At 63.3% G+C, this 17338-nt stretch carries 22 protein-coding genes; 9 read left to right on the top strand and 13 right to left on the bottom strand.

The features are described 5' to 3' along the window. Positions 1-47: 47 nt before the first annotated feature. Entirely contained in the window at positions 48-1796 is a 1749-nt protein-coding gene (locus EP165_RS16010) for a LysM peptidoglycan-binding domain-containing protein (RefSeq protein ID WP_127523850.1), read from the bottom strand. 112 nt (positions 1797-1908) lie between these two features. On the opposite strand from EP165_RS16010, the gene EP165_RS16005 reads away from it, so the two are divergent. Further along, positions 1909-2517, top strand: coding sequence for an LOG family protein (locus EP165_RS16005; protein WP_127523849.1), 609 nt, complete (start codon positions 1909-1911; stop codon positions 2515-2517). A gap of 4 nt (positions 2518-2521) precedes the next feature. Here the strand turns inward: EP165_RS16005 and EP165_RS16000 are convergent, their stop codons facing one another. From EP165_RS16000 to cysS, 10 genes are all read right to left on the bottom strand, one after another. Further along, complete coding sequence (locus tag EP165_RS16000) at positions 2522-3205, bottom strand: glutathione S-transferase family protein (protein WP_127523848.1); 684 nt, start codon at positions 3203-3205, stop codon at positions 2522-2524. Positions 3206-3207: 2 nt separating this feature from the next. Next, positions 3208-4155 carry an EamA family transporter RarD gene (rarD, locus tag EP165_RS15995; RefSeq protein WP_127523847.1) on the bottom strand — a complete coding sequence of 316 codons (948 nt, stop codon included), beginning with the start codon at positions 4153-4155 and terminating at the stop codon, positions 3208-3210. A gap of 129 nt (positions 4156-4284) precedes the next feature. Next, entirely contained in the window at positions 4285-5898 is a 1614-nt protein-coding gene (gene cimA, locus EP165_RS15990) for a citramalate synthase (RefSeq protein ID WP_127523846.1), read from the bottom strand. A 121-nt stretch (positions 5899-6019) separates the two neighbouring features. Beyond that, a complete protein-coding gene (gene pip / locus EP165_RS15985; RefSeq protein WP_127523845.1) occupies positions 6020-6976 on the bottom strand; it encodes a prolyl aminopeptidase in 957 nt (318 codons plus the stop codon). Continuing rightward, positions 6973-7434 (bottom strand): GFA family protein, encoded by a 462-nt coding sequence (locus tag EP165_RS15980; RefSeq protein WP_127523844.1) that lies wholly within the window; start codon positions 7432-7434, stop codon positions 6973-6975. The genes pip and EP165_RS15980 overlap by 4 nt, the downstream gene beginning before the upstream one ends. Next, positions 7431-7910: a GFA family protein gene (locus tag EP165_RS15975; RefSeq protein ID WP_127523843.1), complete on the bottom strand. Its 480-nt coding sequence runs from the start codon at positions 7908-7910 to the stop codon at positions 7431-7433. Before EP165_RS15975 ends, EP165_RS15980 begins: the two co-directional genes overlap by 4 nt. Beyond that, the gene (locus EP165_RS15970) at positions 7907-8395 is read right to left on the bottom strand and encodes a GFA family protein (RefSeq protein WP_127523842.1); all 489 of its coding nucleotides are present in this window, start codon (positions 8393-8395) and stop codon (positions 7907-7909) included. Before EP165_RS15970 ends, EP165_RS15975 begins: the two co-directional genes overlap by 4 nt. Further along, the gene (locus EP165_RS15965; RefSeq protein ID WP_127523841.1) at positions 8392-8790 is read right to left on the bottom strand and encodes a VOC family protein; all 399 of its coding nucleotides are present in this window, start codon (positions 8788-8790) and stop codon (positions 8392-8394) included. The genes EP165_RS15970 and EP165_RS15965 overlap by 4 nt, the downstream gene beginning before the upstream one ends. 4 nt (positions 8791-8794) lie before the next feature. Then, positions 8795-9622 carry an aspartyl/asparaginyl beta-hydroxylase domain-containing protein gene (locus tag EP165_RS15960; RefSeq protein WP_206075931.1) on the bottom strand — a complete coding sequence of 276 codons (828 nt, stop codon included), beginning with the start codon at positions 9620-9622 and terminating at the stop codon, positions 8795-8797. 67 nt (positions 9623-9689) lie between these two features. Further along, positions 9690-11150, bottom strand: coding sequence for a cysteine--tRNA ligase (gene cysS / locus EP165_RS15955; protein ID WP_127523840.1), 1461 nt, complete (start codon positions 11148-11150; stop codon positions 9690-9692). A gap of 356 nt (positions 11151-11506) precedes the next feature. On the opposite strand from cysS, the gene EP165_RS15950 reads away from it, so the two are divergent. Further along, positions 11507-11644 (top strand): transcriptional regulator, encoded by a 138-nt coding sequence (locus EP165_RS15950; RefSeq protein ID WP_127523839.1) that lies wholly within the window; start codon positions 11507-11509, stop codon positions 11642-11644. Positions 11645-11734: 90 nt separating this feature from the next. Here the strand turns inward: EP165_RS15950 and EP165_RS15945 are convergent, their stop codons facing one another. Next, complete coding sequence (locus tag EP165_RS15945) at positions 11735-12490, bottom strand: SOS response-associated peptidase (RefSeq protein WP_127524021.1); 756 nt, start codon at positions 12488-12490, stop codon at positions 11735-11737. Between the two features lie 7 nt (positions 12491-12497). After that, the gene (locus EP165_RS15940; protein WP_127523838.1) at positions 12498-13070 is read right to left on the bottom strand and encodes a DUF2799 domain-containing protein; all 573 of its coding nucleotides are present in this window, start codon (positions 13068-13070) and stop codon (positions 12498-12500) included. A 92-nt stretch (positions 13071-13162) separates the two neighbouring features. Between EP165_RS15940 and EP165_RS15935 the strand changes: the two genes are divergently transcribed. From EP165_RS15935 to EP165_RS15905, 7 genes are all read left to right on the top strand, one after another. After that, a complete protein-coding gene (locus EP165_RS15935) occupies positions 13163-13573 on the top strand; it encodes an NUDIX hydrolase (RefSeq protein WP_245440179.1) in 411 nt (136 codons plus the stop codon). Between the two features lie 75 nt (positions 13574-13648). Beyond that, on the top strand, positions 13649-14029 hold the full coding sequence (locus tag EP165_RS15930; protein ID WP_127523836.1) for a TIGR02301 family protein: 381 nt from the start codon (positions 13649-13651) through the stop codon (positions 14027-14029). Positions 14030-14157: 128 nt separating this feature from the next. Next, positions 14158-14415, top strand: coding sequence for a hypothetical protein (locus EP165_RS15925; protein ID WP_127523835.1), 258 nt, complete (start codon positions 14158-14160; stop codon positions 14413-14415). A 114-nt stretch (positions 14416-14529) separates the two neighbouring features. Then, on the top strand, positions 14530-15249 hold the full coding sequence (locus tag EP165_RS15920; RefSeq protein ID WP_127523834.1) for a hypothetical protein: 720 nt from the start codon (positions 14530-14532) through the stop codon (positions 15247-15249). Between the two features lie 60 nt (positions 15250-15309). After that, positions 15310-15735 carry a hypothetical protein gene (locus EP165_RS15915; protein WP_127523833.1) on the top strand — a complete coding sequence of 142 codons (426 nt, stop codon included), beginning with the start codon at positions 15310-15312 and terminating at the stop codon, positions 15733-15735. A gap of 133 nt (positions 15736-15868) precedes the next feature. Next, a complete protein-coding gene (gene ygfZ, locus EP165_RS15910; protein ID WP_127523832.1) occupies positions 15869-16726 on the top strand; it encodes a CAF17-like 4Fe-4S cluster assembly/insertion protein YgfZ in 858 nt (285 codons plus the stop codon). After that, a complete protein-coding gene (locus EP165_RS15905) occupies positions 16726-17334 on the top strand; it encodes a YfbR-like 5'-deoxynucleotidase (protein ID WP_127523831.1) in 609 nt (202 codons plus the stop codon). The genes ygfZ and EP165_RS15905 overlap by 1 nt, the downstream gene beginning before the upstream one ends. Positions 17335-17338 lie beyond the last annotated feature (4 nt).

Genomic DNA, 17338 nt, shown 5'->3' with positions numbered 1-17338 from the left:
AACGATGAACCGGCTCGATACAACCCGCGGCAGGCTATTCGGCGTATCTAGCGCGTTACAACCTCGCCGGGAGACTTGTCGGGATCGGCCATCTGCTCGGCCACGGCGGACATGTCGGCCGCCTCACCCTCGTCCGTTTCGGAAGGCAGGGAGAACACCTGTCCCGGCCAGATACGATCCGGGTCGGAAATCTGTTCCTGGTTGGCGAGATAGATCGTGGTGTAACGCACGCCACGGCCATAAACGCGCCGCGACAGCCGCCAAAGCGTGTCGCCGCGCCTAATGATGACCGCACCGCCGACACTTTCGAGCTTCGGCGCCGTGGCCCCGTCTCCTGTGGCTGCCGCCGGCGCACCGCCGGAACTGCTTTCGACGCTTGCGCTGGCGGCTTCGCCGGCAGCCGATGGCGTGTCATCCGCTGCTTGGGTCCCGCCGCCTTCCAGCGCGGCAACTTGCGTGGGTGCAGGCGCGGCTTGATTGCCGTCCGTCTGGCCGGAAGACTGAGCCGACACCTCATTGTCCGAACCGGCCGGCTGCACAGCCTCACCGCCAGCAGCCGTCACTTCCTGCGGTGCAACCGCGGCAACCTTTTCGCCCGCCTCGCGCTCGAACGGCACAGCTGCACGCGCCACCACGTCGGCCGTGCCGGTTTTCAGCATGTCGGCGCGCACGATGTAGTCGCCGACAGGCAATTCGCGCTCGGCCTCGATCAGGAAGCGGCCGCCTTCCGATGCAACGGCCTGACCAAGCAGAATGTCATTTGCATAGACGCGCACGGTGGTGCCGGCTTCCGTCCGGCCGGCCACGAAGACCTTGCGCCCTTCGATCTCGACCGCCTCGACCGCGACACGAGCGGGCGGCGCAGTTGATACGGGTTTGTCTTCCGTCGGGGCGGCAGCGGCGACCTGGTTCTCGCCGGCCGCCGTATCCGGCATCGGTTCTTCGGCAACGACGGTCGCAGCCTCCGCGGCAGCGGGCTCGGTGCTGTTGGAGGCAGCCGTTTCGTGGTCGCCTGCCAGCGTTTTTCCGTCGTCTTCAACCGCGGCAACCTCTGCCGGCGCGGCCGTTTCGGCCGGCTCGTCCCCGGCGGCTGCCACACCGGCGTTTTCGGCGGCAGGCGTTTCCGCAGCGGGGGCGGATGGAACCGTGATCAGGCGGCTGGGCTCGCCGGGCTCTTCGACCAGGGCGAGCACTTGCCCGTTGCGCGATTCCGGAACGGCGATCACGGCAGTCTGGGTCGAACTCGCGACAACGTTGTCGCCGCTCGTTGCACGCAGTACCACAGTGTAGTCGCCAGGCTTGAGCGGCTCATCGAGGACAACCGCGAAGTCGCCCGTCTGGCCCGTGGTCGCCGTGCCGATAACAGTCGCGCCAGCGATCAGCTCGACAACGGAGCCGGGAGCCGCGCTGCCGGCGATAACCACCGAACCGTCGGGTTCAACCCGCACAAGATCGAATGCCGGCACCTTGACATCCGGCGCAGGGGCCTCCTCGCCGGCGGCAGAAGTGGGCTCTTCGGCGCCGGTCGATGCATCCGCAGCTCCATCGCTCGCTGGCAAAGAAGCGACCTTCTGGTCCTCGGAACCTTGCGGCGCACCCGCGGCATCGGCAGCCCCGCTTTCGGCTGCCTCCGTTGCCGAACCGGTCTGGCCGGCGGGCTTTTGCTGAACCGCTGCCTCGACCGGAGCGCTGCCCGGCGCCGGGCTGTCGAAAACGCCGCCGACATAGGCTGCGCCCGCAGCCGCGACAGTGCCGCCGATCAGTATCCAGACAACCTTGACCCAGTTGGCGACCATATCCGAATTTCCTTCCCGAATTTTCCCAGCTTTAGCGTGTTTTCAGGGGGCTAACAAGAAAAAGGCCGGCCGCGCCTTGACCCGGCAAAGGCCGTCAGGCCTATGAAATTTCATGAGCAAGATCCAATCCGTCTGCGTCTATTGCGGCTCCTCGCCCGGCTCCTCGGACACATATCCGGAAGCCGCCAAAACCCTGGGCCGCGCTATTGCCGAAGCCGGCCTCACCCTCGTCTACGGTGCCGGCACACGCGGCATCATGGGTGCCGTCGCCGAAGGCGCGGCGCAGGCCGGGGGCAAGATCACCGGCATCATTCCGCGCTTCCTGATCCGCAAGGAAGCCGACGGCGTAAAACCGCCGAACCTCGACGAATTCATCGTGACCGAAGACATGCACACCCGCAAACACACGATGTACGAGAAATCGGACTCATTCGTGGCAATGCCGGGCGGCATCGGCACACTCGAAGAGGTCATCGAAATCATGACCTGGGCGCAGCTCGGGCGCCACAAGAAACCGATCGTTCTGGCCAATATCGATGGGTTCTGGGACCCGCTGCTGGCGCTTCTCGATCACATGAGTGCGGAAGGCTTCCTGCACAGCGGCCACCTCATTCGCCCGATCGTGGTCGAGCAAGCAGCCGACATCGTGCCGGCAATCCTGGCTGCGGCATCGGAAGCCGGCTCGAACGGCGCGGACGAGGCGGTGATTTCGAAACTCTAATGCTTCAGCCGGTGCGCTCGTCAGCGGTGATTTCGCCGAATTGCGTGATTTCGGCCTCATGGCCCGGCTCACGCCAGGGTTCCTGAAGGGCAGCCCGATACCATTCCTGCATCGCAGGCAGAGCCAGCATATGGTGGCCATAGGCGTCCGCCTGCCCGCCAAACACCAGACCGAAACTCTGCGCGCGGAAGACCACCGGCGCAAAAAACGCGTCAACGGCGGTGAATTCCGCACCGCCGAGATACGGCCCGCCGAAACGGGTCAGCCCCTCGTTCCAGAGCTCGGCGATGCGGGCAAGATCGCGTTCCAGCATCGGCGGGCGTTCGCCAAGCCTGACACGCACGCCGCAATTCATCGGGCAGACATTGCGCAAGGTCTCGAAGGAGGAGTGCATTTCGGCGCTGGCGCAGCGCGCCCAGGCGCGCGCATCCGCGTCTTCCGGCCACACACCGGGATGCCGCTCGGCAAGATATTCCACGATCGCCAGCGAGTCCCAGACCGGCTTGCCGCCGTCGATCAGGCACGGCACGCGCCCCGAGGGCGTGTGCGGCCGATAGGTTTCGTAGCTGTCGCCGCCCGGAAACGGGATCAGACGTTCGGTAAACGCAATTCCTTTTGCACGCATCAATACCCAGGGCCTGAGCGACCAGGAGGAATAGTTCTTGTTGGCCATCACAAGTTCGTACACGGCTAGCTTCTCCTGTTCGACTGAACGCGCAGCATCGACCAGGTGTACAGCGCAAGCGCGATCCAGATGAGCGCGAAGGCGACAATACGTTCGACGCCGAACGGTTCGCCAAAGACAAAGACGGCAATCACCGCGATCATGGTCGGCGCCAGATACTGCATGATGCCGATCGTCGATATGCGCAGCAGCTTGGCGCCGAACGCATAGAGGATAAGTGGCACGGCGGTTGCGGGCCCGGCAAACATCAGCAGCCAGAAGTCGGTCGGCGCGGACAGGCTGAAATGCCCTTCCCCGGACGCCGTCAGCCAAACGATCCAGCCGAGTGCGATAGGCAGCAGGATCAGCACTTCAAGGAAAAACCCCTGGCTCGGCCCGATGGGCAGCGTCTTGCGCAGATAGCCATAGGCAGCAAACGAAAACGCCAGCACCAGCGAAATCCAGGGCAAACCTCCTGCGCTGACGGTGAGGATCGCCACCGCAACCGCGGCTAGCGCGACCGCAACGATTTGCAGGCGCGTGAGCTTCTCACCCAGCAGGACGGCGCCGAGCGCCACGGTAACAAGCGGGTTGATGTAGTAGCCGAGAGCGGTTTCCACGGCCCTGTCGGCCGCGATCGCCCACACATAGAGGCCCCAGTTGATCGAAATGGTGCCGGCTGTCACCGCCGCCATCAGCATCGTGCGCGGCGAACGCAGCGCCGCCTTTATGTCCGCAGTTCGGCCCAGAACGAAAAGCACGATGCCGGCGAGAGGCACCGACCACAGGACACGGTGCGCAAGAACCTCGAGTGCGGGAACATGCGCCACCGCCTTCATGTAAAGCGGCAGGAACCCCCACAGGCCGTAGGCCGACAGCGCGAAAAAGAAACCGCGCGTCGCCTGGCTCTGGCTCGGCTGAGCAGCCGCCGAAGCCGCGGGCGCTGCCTCCGGTGGCGCGGACCTTTCCTGCATTAACGTCTCCAGTCAGGAAGGTCAGGTAAGACACCAGCACCGGTCAGACCAGCGCATAATGGTGATCCAATCATCGATTTTGTTTGATGATCAGGCCGGATCGACGCCGGCAACCGGTGCAGTCGAGGCCTACTCCGCTGCGATCACGTTGCCGTCGCGGTTTTTCACCAGCTTGAAGTTGATCGCGTCCATCAGCGCCTGAAACGAAGCGTCGATGATGTTGTCGGATACACCCACCGTCCACCAGCGCGCGCCGGTGGCATCGTGCGATTCGATCAGCACCCTGGTGATCGCCTCGGTTCCGCCATTGAGGATACGCACCTTGAAATCGACCAGCTCCATATCGGCGATTTCGTCCTGATAGCGGCCGAGATCCTTGCGCAGCGCAATGTCGAGCGCATTGACCGGGCCATGCCCGCTTTCGGCCACCGACATGCGGGTTTCGCCATCGACGGTGACTTTCACCACCGCCTCAGTGACGGTGACGCGATCGCCCAGCGCATTGTGGCGGCGTTCGACCATCACACGGAAAGATTCCACCTCGAAGAATTTCTCCACCTTGCCCAGCGTGCGGCGCGCCAGAAGATCGAAGCTGGCATCGGCCCCTTCATAGGCATAACCCTGCGCCTCGCGCTCCTTGACCAGCGACACCAGCGTGTCGAGGCGCGGATCGTCCTTGGCAACCGCGATGCCGCGGCGCTTCAGCTCGGCGATGAAGTTCGATTTGCCGCCCTGGTCGGACACCATGACGCGGCGGAAGTTGCCCACCGTTTCCGGCGGCACATGCTCGTAGGTTTCCGGCTCCTTGAGCAGAGCCGAGGCATGGATGCCCGCCTTGGTGGCAAAGGCCGACGCGCCGACATAGGGCGCCTGCGTTTCGGGCGCACGGTTGAGCAGTTCGTCAAAAGCCCGCGAGAGCCTCGTGACGTTGCCCAGCGCTTCCTCCGGAATACCGGTCTCGAAGCGGTCGGAATAGGCCGGTTTCAGCATCAGCGTCGGAACGATGGTGATGAGATTGGCATTGCCGCAACGCTCGCCAATGCCGTTCAGCGTGCCCTGCACCTGGCGCACGCCGGCTTCGATTGCCGCAAGGCTGTTGGCGACCGCCTGACCGGTGTCGTCATGGGCGTGGATGCCCAGCCTGTCGCCGGGGATGCCCGCTGCGATGACCTTGCCGACGATCTCGCGCACCTCGTATGGCTGCGTGCCGCCATTGGTGTCGCACAGCACCACCCAGCGCGCACCGGCATCATATGCCGCCCTGGCGCAGGCCAGCGCATAGTCCGGATTTGCCTTGTAACCGTCGAAGAAATGTTCGCAATCGACCATCGTCTCCTTGCCCGCGGCGTTGGAGGCTTCCACCGACTGGCCAATCGATTCCAGATTCTCCTCATTGGTGCAGCCGAGCGCGACACGGACGTGATAGTCCCACGCCTTGGCCACGTAACATACGGCATCCGATTTCGACTGGATCAGCGCTGCGACACCCGGGTCGTTCGATACCGAAACGCCGGCACGCTTGGTCATGCCGAAGGCGACGAAGGACGCCTTTTTCGTCCGCTTCTTGTCAAAAAACTGCGTGTCGGTCGGGTTCGCACCCGGATACCCGCCCTCGACATAATCGAGACCGAACTCATCCAGCATCTGGGCAATGACGATCTTGTCCTCGACCGAAAAGTCGATGCCCGGGGTCTGCTGGCCATCGCGCAAGGTGGTGTCGAAGAGGTAGATGCGTTCTTTCATTACTCAGTCCTTTCTCCCCCTTGGGGGAGACGGCCCGAAGGGCCCGAGAAGGTTTTTGCGGAAACGTCCGGCCGCTTCGCGGCCATCCTCCCCTCAAGGGGAAGCGAAAGGCGCTGCGTGTTCATCGCATCCCCCCGAACCGGTCGGTTGCCTCGACCAGGTGATGCAGGATGCCGGGTTCCGAAAAGGCGTGACCGGCGCCTTCGACAAGATGGAGCGTCGCGTCGGGCCAGGCTTTCGCCAGCTCCCAGGCGTAACGCGCCGGACACGGCATGTCGTAGCGGCCATGCACGATTGTTCCGGGAATGCCGGCGAGTTTGTGGGCATCGCGAATGAGCTGCCCCTCTTCCAGCCAGCCGGCATGGACGAAAAAGTGGTTTTCGATGCGCGCAAAAGCGAGCGCGAACTCGTCACCGCCGTGCTGCTCGGTCATCGCCGGATCGGGCAGAAGCGTGATCGTCTCGCCTTCCCAGAGGCTCCACGCCCTGGCGGCCTCAATCCGGGTTGCGCGGTCATCCGAAGTCAGCCGCTTGCGATAGGCGGTCATCAGGTCGCCGCGCTCGGTTTGCGGGATCGGCGCGAGAAAGCGTTCCCACTTGTCGGGAAACATTTCCGACACGCCGCGCTGATAGTACCAGTCGAGCTCTGCCTTGGTGAGCGTGTAGACACCGCGCAGCACGAGTTCGCTGACCCGCTCAGGGTGCGTTTCCGCATATGCAAGCGCCAGCGTGGAACCCCATGAGCCGCCGAACACCAGCCATTTGCCGAAGCCGAGTTTTTCGCGCAGGCGCTCGATGTCAGCGACGAGATGCCAGGTTGTGTTGGCCTCAAGCTCCGCATGCGGCGTCGACCTGCCGCAACCGCGCTGATCAAACAGCACCACGTCGTAACGCGCCGGATCGAACAGGCGGCGATGCGCCGCCGAAATGCCGCCGCCCGGGCCGCCATGGAGAAACACCGCCGGCTTGGCGCCCTTGGTCCCCACCCGCTCCCAATAGACCATGTGCCCGTCGCCAACGTCCAGCATGCCGGTCTCGAACGGCTCTATCTCGGGATAGAGGTTTCGCAGCTCGCTCACTTCAATGCCTCCGGCGGCCAGCGGTTCGTGTCATGGTCGGGATGCTGGTTGCTTGCCACCGATGAGAGGAAGGCTTCAGACGACGGATTGGCCTCGCGCCAGGGCAAGGCGTGCAGCGTGTCGTAAAATGGCAGCTTGTCCGCCGGATTAAGCTGGATGACCGGTGCCGCGCGCCCGGGCTCGTCCAGGGTTCCGATCGCTACCTCGACGGCGTCGCCGCCGTAATCATAGGTCAGCGGAGTGCCGCAACCGGCGCAGAAGCCGCGCTCCACCTTGTTGGAGCTCGCAAATCGCGCGGGTTCACCGCGCGTCCACACGAGCCCCCTGGCCGCGACCAGCGGCCCGAAAAACGAGCCGAATGCCTTCTGGCACATGCGGCAATGGCAGATCGAGGCGCGCCCGAGGCTCTCCGCCCGGTAACGAACCGCGCCGCACTGGCAGCCGCCGGTGACGCTCATCGCTTTGCCTCCGGCCAGGTGTCGGTGTCGTGATCGGGGTGCTGACGGTTGCTGCTGCGAATTACAGCCAGTTCGTTTTCGGGAAAATCGTCTTCGGTCACCTTCTGGCGCGTACCGGTCCATTCGGCGATGAAAGTGACACGGGATTCGACCGAGTCCTCCGACACCGGCTTGTAGCGGGAGGGATCGTCCAGGCTGCCCAGCGTGACCAGCAGGCGGTCGCTGTCGACGGGATCGAAAAACATCGGCGTGCCGCATTTGGCGCAGAAGCCGCGGCGCACGATGTCGGACGAATGGAACCAGCCTGGCTCGCCACGGGTGACGGCGATCTTTTCGCGCTCGGCGCCGCCGAGCGGCATGAAATAGTTGCCCGCCGCCTTCTGACACATGCGGCAGTGGCACAAATGCGGATTTGCCAGCTCACCCTCGACACGGTAGCGCACCGCACCGCACTGACAGCCGCCGGTGACGCTCATTGCTTCGCCTCCGGCCAGCAGTCGGTGTCGTGATCGGGGTGCTGGAAATTCTCCAGGCTTCTCAGGTATGAGGCCTCGCCGACATCGTCCATCGTTTCCCTGTGGGGCAGCGACGGGATGTCGTCGGCATAAGGCAGCTTGCCTTCCACGCCCCACTGCTTCGTGGGCATCACCTCCTGCGGATGATCGAAGGCGCCGATGGCGAGCGCCACGCCGTCCGGCGCCTCGAAGGTGAGCGGCGTGCCGCATTCCGCGCAAAAGCCGCGCAATACGTGGTTCGACGAACGGAAGCGCTTCGGCTCGCCGCGCGTCCAGCTGAGCCCGCCCTCAGGCGCTGTAGCGAGAGGCGCATAAAAGCTGCCGAACGCCTTCTGGCACATGCGGCAATGGCACACGGATACGTTGGCCAGCTTGCCTTCGACACGAAAACGCACGGCGCCGCACTGGCAGCCACCGGCATAGACGGGTTTGTTGTCCAGGCTCATCGTTCCCCACCCTGTTCCGGTTCGTGGCAGACCGCTTCGACATTGTTGCCGTCGGGGTCGAGCACGAAGGCCCCGTAATAATGTTCGTGATAGTGCGGACGCGGGCCCGGCGCCCCGTTATCGCGGCCGCCGGCTGCCAGCGCTGCCTTGTAGAAGGCATCCACCTCGGCGCGGCTGCCGACCCGGAACGCGTAGTGGCGTCCGGGTCCGGGCTCACCGCCCTCATGCAGCCAGAAATCCGGTTTCGAGCGGCCATAGCCGCCGACATTCGCGCCGCCGGTGAACTGTTTCGGCACCGTCATCAGCAATCCGGCCCCGATAGCGGCGAAAGCCGCATCATAGAACGTTTTCGACGTCTGCCAGTCGGCAACATTGATGCCCGCATGATCGATCATCGCACTATCCTCCGGCGGCGGCCCCGGGCTTGCCGCCCTTCAGCTTCATCTGGGTCCAGTTGGTGTAGAAGATGCCGTTGACCTTCTGAAACGCGGCAACGATCGCCACCATCGTGTTCTGGAGCGCGGTGAAGCGCGACGGGCGCAGCACGTCGACAAAGGCCACGAAACGCGGCCAGTCCTCGCCGTTAATCGAGCGATGATTCACCGTGTCATCGAAGATGATCAGCGGGTCGTCGTGCCAGAAATATTTCTTGCCATCGACCTCGAGGAAGATGTCGTCGCTCTTGCGCGGATTGAGATTGTAGAGCAGCCGAACGGTGACACGCACCGGCCCGTAATGCAGCCGCGTCGCCTCCTTGGCGTTGAACACCGAGACGCCGATGGTCTTGATGTATTTCCACTCACGGTTGAAGTCGGCAATGCTCTGGTCGCCCGGCTTGTCGTACCATTTGAAGAAGACCATGCCGCGCTTCTTGCCTTCCATCTGCTTGCCGATTTCGGAGATGATGGTCTCCTTGTTGTCGTCAAAGGCTTTGAGCAGGTCCTCGATCTCCTTGCGGTGCTCGCCCGAAAAATCCTCGGGGCGCCACATCACCGGATTGCGGCCGCTGATCAGGTCGGTGAACAGGTTGAAGGGCGTGAGCAGCCATGTGAGCACGCCGTTGCCGAGGAAATAGCTCTTCAGCAATTCGCCGTTGATGTTCTTGTGGCGGCCAATGTCGATGATGCCGAACAGGATGTAGACCAGCGCCAGCACCGGCAGAAGCCAGGCGACCAGCGCCAGCACCAGCACCTTCACCACCATTCCGATTGCATTGCTGCTGTTCATGCCAGTTTCTCCAAAGCGCCGGCCGGCGCGGAAGCGATCAACGTATCGATATAGTGGCCGCGATACCTCACCGCACCACCTCCCAGGTGGTGACGCGTTCGCCGGTCTCGGGATCCTTGCCATCCTTGAGCTGGATGCCCTGCCCGAGGAGCTCGTCGCGGATCTTGTCGGCCTCGGCCCAGTTCTTTTCGCGGATGAGGGCAAGGCGGTTCGATACGATTTCGGCAATTGTATCCGCGCCCACCGACACGTCATGCACGACCGGGCGGAGGCCCATTGCATCCATTGCGAGTCTGAGCGCCCCGCCTGACATGCCGTGCATGTGCCGGATTGCATCAGGCGTATTCAGATCGTCCGTGAGGCATGAAAACGCATCCGCGACGACCTCGGCATTTTCCGACTGGTCGCCCTCGCCCAATCGGCGCGCAAACTTCGTCAACACGGCTTCCGCCTCCTCCAGCCGCTTCACGCTGAAATCGATCGGCTCGCGGTAATGCGTCATGAGCATCGCAAGCCGAAGCACTTCGCCGGGCCATTTGCGGCCGCCGAATTTTTCCGTGTGCAGCAATTCGTGGATGGTGACGAAGTTGCCTTCCGACTTCGACATCTTGCGGCCTTCGACCTGCAGGAAGCCGTTGTGCATCCAGACATTCGCCATCACCCGGCTGCCATGGGCGCAGCGCGACTGGGCGATTTCGTTTTCATGGTGCGGGAAGATCAGGTCCAGCCCGCCGCCATGGATGTCGAACACCTCGCCGAGATAGGCAGCGGACATTGCCGAGCACTCGATGTGCCAACCCGGCCGGCCGCGAATGGCGACCTCGGCCCCCTCGACACGGAAAGAGGCTTCCCAGCCAGGTTCGTCTGCCGACGATTCCTTCCACAAAACGAAGTCGGCCGGGTGCTTCTTGTGCGCCTCGACCGCGATGCGCGCGCCGGCCTGCTGCTCGTCGAGATTGCGCTTCGACAGCTGGCCGTAATCGGTCATCGAGGTGGTGTCGAACAGGATCTCGCGGCCCGATTCGCCTTTTGCCTCATAGGCATGGCCGCGGTCGATGAGAGACTGAATCATGGAAACCATGTCCGGTTTCCCATCCTTCCGCGCGAGCACGAACTCCGTTGCGCGCGGCTCTACCGTCGGCTGCAGGCAGCCGAGGGCAGCCACATCCTCGTGAAACTGATTGGCGGTCTTTTCGGTGACCTTGCGGATCGCCTCATTGAGCGGCAGGCCCGGATAGTCGCGCAGGGCGCGCGCGTTGATCTTGTCATCGACGTCCGTGATGTTGCGGACATAGGTGACGTGGTCGGCGCCGTAGACATGGCGCAGCAGCCGGTAAAGCACGTCGAACACGATCACCGGCCGCGCGTTGCCGATATGGGCGAAGTCGTAGACCGTCGGCCCGCAGACATACATGCGCACATTTTCCGGATCGATGGGGGCAAACGCCTCCTTCGACCGTGTCAGCGTGTTGTAGAGCGTGAGTTCTGGCGAACCTTGAGCCACGAAGTCTTTCCCTCTTTCTGGCATGCCCGATAGGCTGGACGATGCCGGCCGGCTGGCCAGGGCGGTTTTCGTGTCTGTCGGAGAGGGCGAAAACGTCCGGACCAGCGATGCGCTAGCCGATAATGCAGATGCCGGTAATGACGAACGACGTTTTCATGGGCCGCCTTATCGCGTCAGGCCGGCATTGCGTCAAGACGGAAGTTCTTCACCACGATAGCTACGGCGCGATGTTGCAAAGTTGCACCGCTTCGACTGCGGTCACCTTTTCATAACTCCCGGCCGGCAAAATAGTTTCCGTGCCAGACGAAACCGTCACGATTTCGTCTCAATCGGGACCTTACGGAGTGGCAATTCTGATGCCCCGACCCAGGAAAAAGAAAATGAGCCTTTCCCGCCACGAACAGCAACGCGTGCGAGCCCGCGCGGCAAGCCTCTCGCGCCATTACGGATCGATCGGTCCGGCGGCGATCATCGCCGCGCTGATGTTCCGGCCGCAGGGCAAGCGGTCGGCCGTTTAGGCGGTCAGGCAGTCGCAGACCGACGTCTATGCGACGCCGAGCGCGACGTGGCCGTTCGGCCTTCAGCCAATCTGCCTGTCTGAACCTACCTTAGAACAGGTCAAGCTGCCCGGCGTCGCGATCTTCCTTTTTTGCCGATGCAGGTTCGGACTTCGGCTCCACCCGCTCCTGAATTTCAGGGCCGGTGTTGGAAAACTTGTTGACCTTGTCCGAGACGGGGATCGCCTCGAAAAAGTCCGGCTGAACCGGCTGCATCAGGTCGGCAACGTCGCGCGGCTCGTTATTGACGCAGTCCAGCCAGCGCGAGAAATCCTGCGGCTGGATCACCACCGGCATACGATGATGGATGTGGCCGATTGCCTCGTTAGCACCGGTGGTCAAAATGGCTCCGGTGTCGATCTCGGAACCGCCCGGTTCGCTATACGTCTCCACAAGGCCGCCAAAAGCCACCAGGCCGCCATGGCGCGGCTTGATCCAGTAAGCCTGCACCGGCTTGCCGCCCTGGCGCTTCCATTCATAAAACCCCGACGCGGGAATGAGCGCACGCCGGTGCCGCATGGCGGCGCGGAAGGTGTTTTTCTCCGCCGCCGTTTCGGAGCGCGCGTTGATCAATAACGGCAGATCCTTCGGGTTTTTTGCCCAGCCGGGGATGAATCCCCAGCGAACCAGCAGCTCAATGTGATCAGGCAGGTTGGAGCCCGGCTCGCGCGGCGGGCCGGCAATTATGGTGGTGACCGGCTGCGTCGGGGCGATGTTGTAGCGTGGCGGAAACTTCGCGATGTCGAGCAGGTTGAAGAATGCCTTCACCTCCTCCGGCGTGCCAATCAGGGCGTAGCGGCCACACATGCCGACCTCAGTATCCGCGCGAGAAATCGGCCAGATAGCGGTCGTAATTGGCCTCTGCGCTTTGCACCCTGATCTCGGCGCCAAATACTTGCGTACGCAGCGTCTCGGCCTCGATGGTCAGCCGCTGCCTGTCGTCTTCCTTGGCATCGGCAAGGTCGTCCAGCGCCTTCTCCAGCTTGGAGCGCGCCTCATTAAGCTCCTTGCGGGCATCGAACACACGCTTGCCGACCTGATATGCATTGAGGAACGCTGGCGCGAGGTCGGCCGGGCAGGAATTCTTGTAGCTGTTGCCGTCGCGGCCGACCAGAAGACCGTTCTGCGGCGTGCAATAGGTTCGGATGCCAATCTGCCAGCCCTGAAACCAGAGCGTGTCGTTTACCGGTATGCCATGTTTGGCGCAGGCCTCCCGGTGCAGCTCGACATAGTTTGACGGCTGACCGGCGGCACCGTCGCCCTGCCCAAGCTGATACCAATCAGCCGACAGGCACTCGTCTTCGTTAAGCGTTGCACATGTCGACAGCGCCATGGCCGATGCCACCAGCGCCGAAACGACCCAAATCGATCTTGCGAAACCAATCATGTCGCCCTACCCCTCGCCTGAGGTCGGAAGGTGGCCTGTGAGCGCCGCCGCCGCAACCCCGGCACGGATGCCGGAGGCGTTTGGAGCCGGATGTGAACAAGAAGGTGCCGCTCAAAGCCGTTTCCGCCGCCTGTGTGGCAAAGGACAAGGTGCTGCTTGTACTGCGCGGGCGCGCGCCGGCGAAAGACACTTACGCGTTCCCGGGTGGGCGGGTCGAACCCGGCGAAGAGCTCGAGGCGGCGATGCGGCGCGAGTTGAGAGAAGAGACCGGGCTGGAGGCCCTTGCCTGGCAGCCCTTCCGCGACGTGCTTTTGCAGGCCAGCGAACCCGGCGCCATGGACTTTGCTCTTACTGTTTTCCTGGTGCCCGAAACCACCGGAACTCTGCAGGCCGGCGACGATGCGGCGGAGGCCCGGTGGGTGACGCTGCGCGAGGCCGAAACACTTCCCGTTACGCCAAGCACGCTCATCGTCGTTCGCGAGTTGCTTGAAAATGCCGGTTAACGCTAGCTGAAACCGGCAACGCAACACCTACCGTCCGGCCTTGCAGCGGTCGCATTTCCACGCGAAAAGAACGCTATGAGGTTGGGAAGAGCAACGATAGCCGGATTATTGCTGGCAGCCACGCTTGCCGGCGGCACGGCGCGCGCCGTTGCCGTGGAAGCCGCATACGAAAAACACCTTGTGCGGCTCGCGGAGCTGTTCGGCTCGCTGCATTACCTTCGTAATCTGTGCGGGGAAACCGGCAACACCTGGCGCGAGCATATGGAAACGCTGCTCGTTGCCGAGGAACCCGAACCCGAGCGGCGGGCGCGCCTGGTGGCCAGTTTCAATCACGGCTACCGCTCCTTCGGCAGCGTCTACACCACCTGCACCGCCTCGGCAGTGGAGGCGATCGAACGCTACATGCTGGAGGGCGAGACGCTGACGCGCGACCTCGTCTCTCGTTTCGGCAATTAACCGCGCGTTAACCGCCGCTTCAGCGCCCCGCTTCCCGCCACATTTGCTGTGTTATCGTCACTGCCGGGACTAAAGAACGGGATGCTGCACGCCGATACGAGGCGGCGTTCGGCACAGGGTGATGAGCGATGATACGCAGCGGCGGCGACATCGACGCAATGCTTCGCGAGCATATGCGGCTTACGGCAACCGAAAGCCAGAAAACGGCCTGGGCGGAAGCCGAGGCCTGGGGCATCGATCCGGACATCATGGCAGAAGCAGCGCTTGCCGCGGCACTTGGCGCAATGGTCGCCGAGGGCGGTGAAGATGCCGCCCTCGCACTTATCGAAGCGATGCGCGAACGTGTTATCCAGGGTGCATTCGAGCCGGAGCAGACGCGCCATTGAGGAGCGAAACGCCGGACCAGCGTTGCCGCAATGCATCCAATTACGGCCGCGGTTGATTTATAGTGCGGCTGACTGGACCGGCCCGACGCCGATCCAACCGCCATCGTGAGGCATATGCGGCACCTTTCTGCAACTAACGACGACAAACACAGCCGCCTGACCGCGCTCGGCCTGGCAGTCGGGCTTTCCGTGCTGCTGATGCCCGGCCAGTCGCTGGCGTTGAGCGAACTTCCCGAAGAAGACATCGAGCCCGCACCGGAAATCATCACGGTACCGCTGCCGCCACCGATTTCGGGGCCGGGGCAGACCGTTCGGGACGATGAGGACGACGAGAGCGCAGGCGCGGCGACGCCCCCCGCGGCTGAAACGCCGGAAGTCTATTACGACCTGGAAAGCCTGCCGGAGCCGGTGCGCCGCATGCGCAGCCTGATTGTCGAGGCGTGCAAGGCCGGCAACATCGAAGCCTTGCGTCCCCTGCTCGGCAGCGACGAGAGCCGGACCCAGGTCTCGAGCGGCGGCGGCAATTTCGACCCGGTCGAATTCCTGAAGGACATTTCCGGCGACGGCGAAGGCCACGAGATTCTGGCCATTCTGCTGGAAGTGCTGGAAGCAGGTTATGTTCACCTCGATCCCGGCGAGCCGGAGGAGATCTATCTCTGGCCCTATTTCTTCGCCGTTCCGCTGGAAGGCCTGAGCGCGCCCCAAAGGGTGGAACTCTTCAAGCTGGTGACCGCCGGCGACTATGAGGACATGAAGTCCTTCGGGTCCTATATCTTCTACCGCGTCGGCATAACGCCGGAGGGCCGCTGGGCGTTTTTCGTCGCCGGCCACTGAGCCGTTGGCATTGCCGTGCCGAGCACCCATATCAGCCGGGAAGGCAATCGGGGGACAGCCATGGCAGCCAGCGACTCGAACCGCGAGCGGATGCCGCGGAAGCCCAGGCAGCACAGCCGGCCGCGCCTGATACGGCGGGTGCTGCTTCTGCAGGTCAAACTCTTTGCCGACGGCCTGCGGGATTTCGTCATGATGCCGCTCTCGCTGGCCGCGGCAGCACTCGGTATTCTGTCCAGCCGGAACGAACCCGAGGTCTATCTCGACCGGCTGATGCATTTCGGCCGCGAAAGCGACCGCTGGATCAACCTTTTCGACCACTACGACCCCGACGATCCGCGCCGTCCGGTTTCGCTCGACCGGCTGGCCGAGGAACTGGAAGCGACCGTTCTGCGCGACTATGAAAACGGCGGCCTGAGCGCACGCGGGGCCGAACATCTTCGCGATCTGGTCGGCCGGCTGAGACGCGGGCGCGGCGAAGCAACATGACACAAGCCGTCGGCGGCAGGTGAGGCACGGCAGTCTGCCATTTGTCAGCAGTCATACTGAGCGGCGGCAACAGCCTTGTAGGCGGGTGCGACCGGGCTTAGTTAGAAGGCGTCGCAAACGCAAACGCCCCGCCATGCCAACAGCTCACATCACAGACCGCGCCCTCATTCTGGCCACCGGCCCCGATGCCCGGCCATTCCTGCAAAATCTCATCACCACCGATATCGAATCGATGGTGGATGGAGAAATCCGGCCCGGGGCATTGCTGACGCCGCAAGGCAAGATCCTGTTCGATTTCCTGATTTCGCGGTACGGCGCGGACGGGTTGCGGCTCGAGTGCCGTGCCGATGCCGCCGACGATTTCCTGCGCCGGCTGATGCTCTACAAGCTGCGCGCCAAGGTAGAAATAGACAAACAGGAACAGCCTGTTGTCGCTGTCGCGTGGGAGATTGATTCATCAACCTCGCGCGATGATTCAAGCTGGCTCCGCGACACGCGTTTCGCGGATATCGATGTGCGGCGGAGCTATCACGAAGCACCGGCAGCTGACGCGACAGCCGACGCCTATGCCGCCCTGCGCGTCGCACATGGCGTTGCCGAAAGCGGCGCCGACTATGCGCTGGGCGATGCCTTCCCGCATGATGTGCTGTTCGACCAGAATGGCGGCGTCGGGCTGAAGAAAGGCTGTTTCGTCGGCCAGGAGGTCGTGTCGCGCATGCACCATCGCGGCACGGCGCGGCGGCGGCTGCTGCTTGCCAGCGCGGACACCCCCCTGCCCCCGGCCGGCACCGACATCGACGCTGGCGGCCGTGCCGTGGGGGTGCTCGGCACCGTGGCCGGTGCAAAGGGGCTTGCGATCGCGCGCATCGACAAGGTGAAAGCCGCACGCGATGCCGGCACCGTACTTGCAGCCGGCGGCATACCGCTCAAGCTGGAGATTCCGGGCTGGGCAACATTCACCTTTCCCGACAAAGACACGGGGACCGATTAGTGGCCGACAAACCGGGCGCTCCGGCGCGTGCCTGGCAGCGCATGCTTTCGGGCCGCCGACTCGACCTGCTCGACCCCTCGCCGCTCGACATCGAGCTTGTCGATATCGCGCACGGGCTTGCGCGCGTTGCCCGCTGGAACGGACAGACCGTGGGCGATCATGCCTATTCGGTGGCGCAGCACTCGCTGCTGGTGGAGGCGATATTCACCAGATCAGCCCGCAGCCCGTCTCCGCGCGACCAACTCGCTGCGCTTTTGCACGACGCACCCGAATATGTGATCGGCGACATGATCTCGCCCTTCAAGTCGGTGGTCGGCGGCGGCTACAAGGCCGTCGAGGCACGCCTACAGCACGCGATCCACGTTCATTTCGGCCTGCCGCCGGAACTGCCCCAGACGCTCAAAAAGGCGATCAAACGCGCCGACCAGATTGCCGCCTATTTCGAAGCGACCGAGCTGGCCGGGTTTTCGACCGCCGAGGCGGCAAAATTCTTCGGACGACCGCGCGGCATATCTGCAGACGGGTTCGACCTTGCAGCCCTGCCGGCGAAAGTTGTGCAGAAGGCGTTTCTTAAGCGGTTCAGCGAGATCAGCCGCACACAATCGTGAAACG

This window comes from Mesorhizobium sp. Z1-4, from assembly GCF_004000235.1.
In the GTDB taxonomy this organism is placed as follows: Bacteria; Pseudomonadota; Alphaproteobacteria; order Rhizobiales; family Rhizobiaceae; genus RCIO01.
This window is presented reverse-complemented; position numbering and strand designations above follow the sequence as displayed.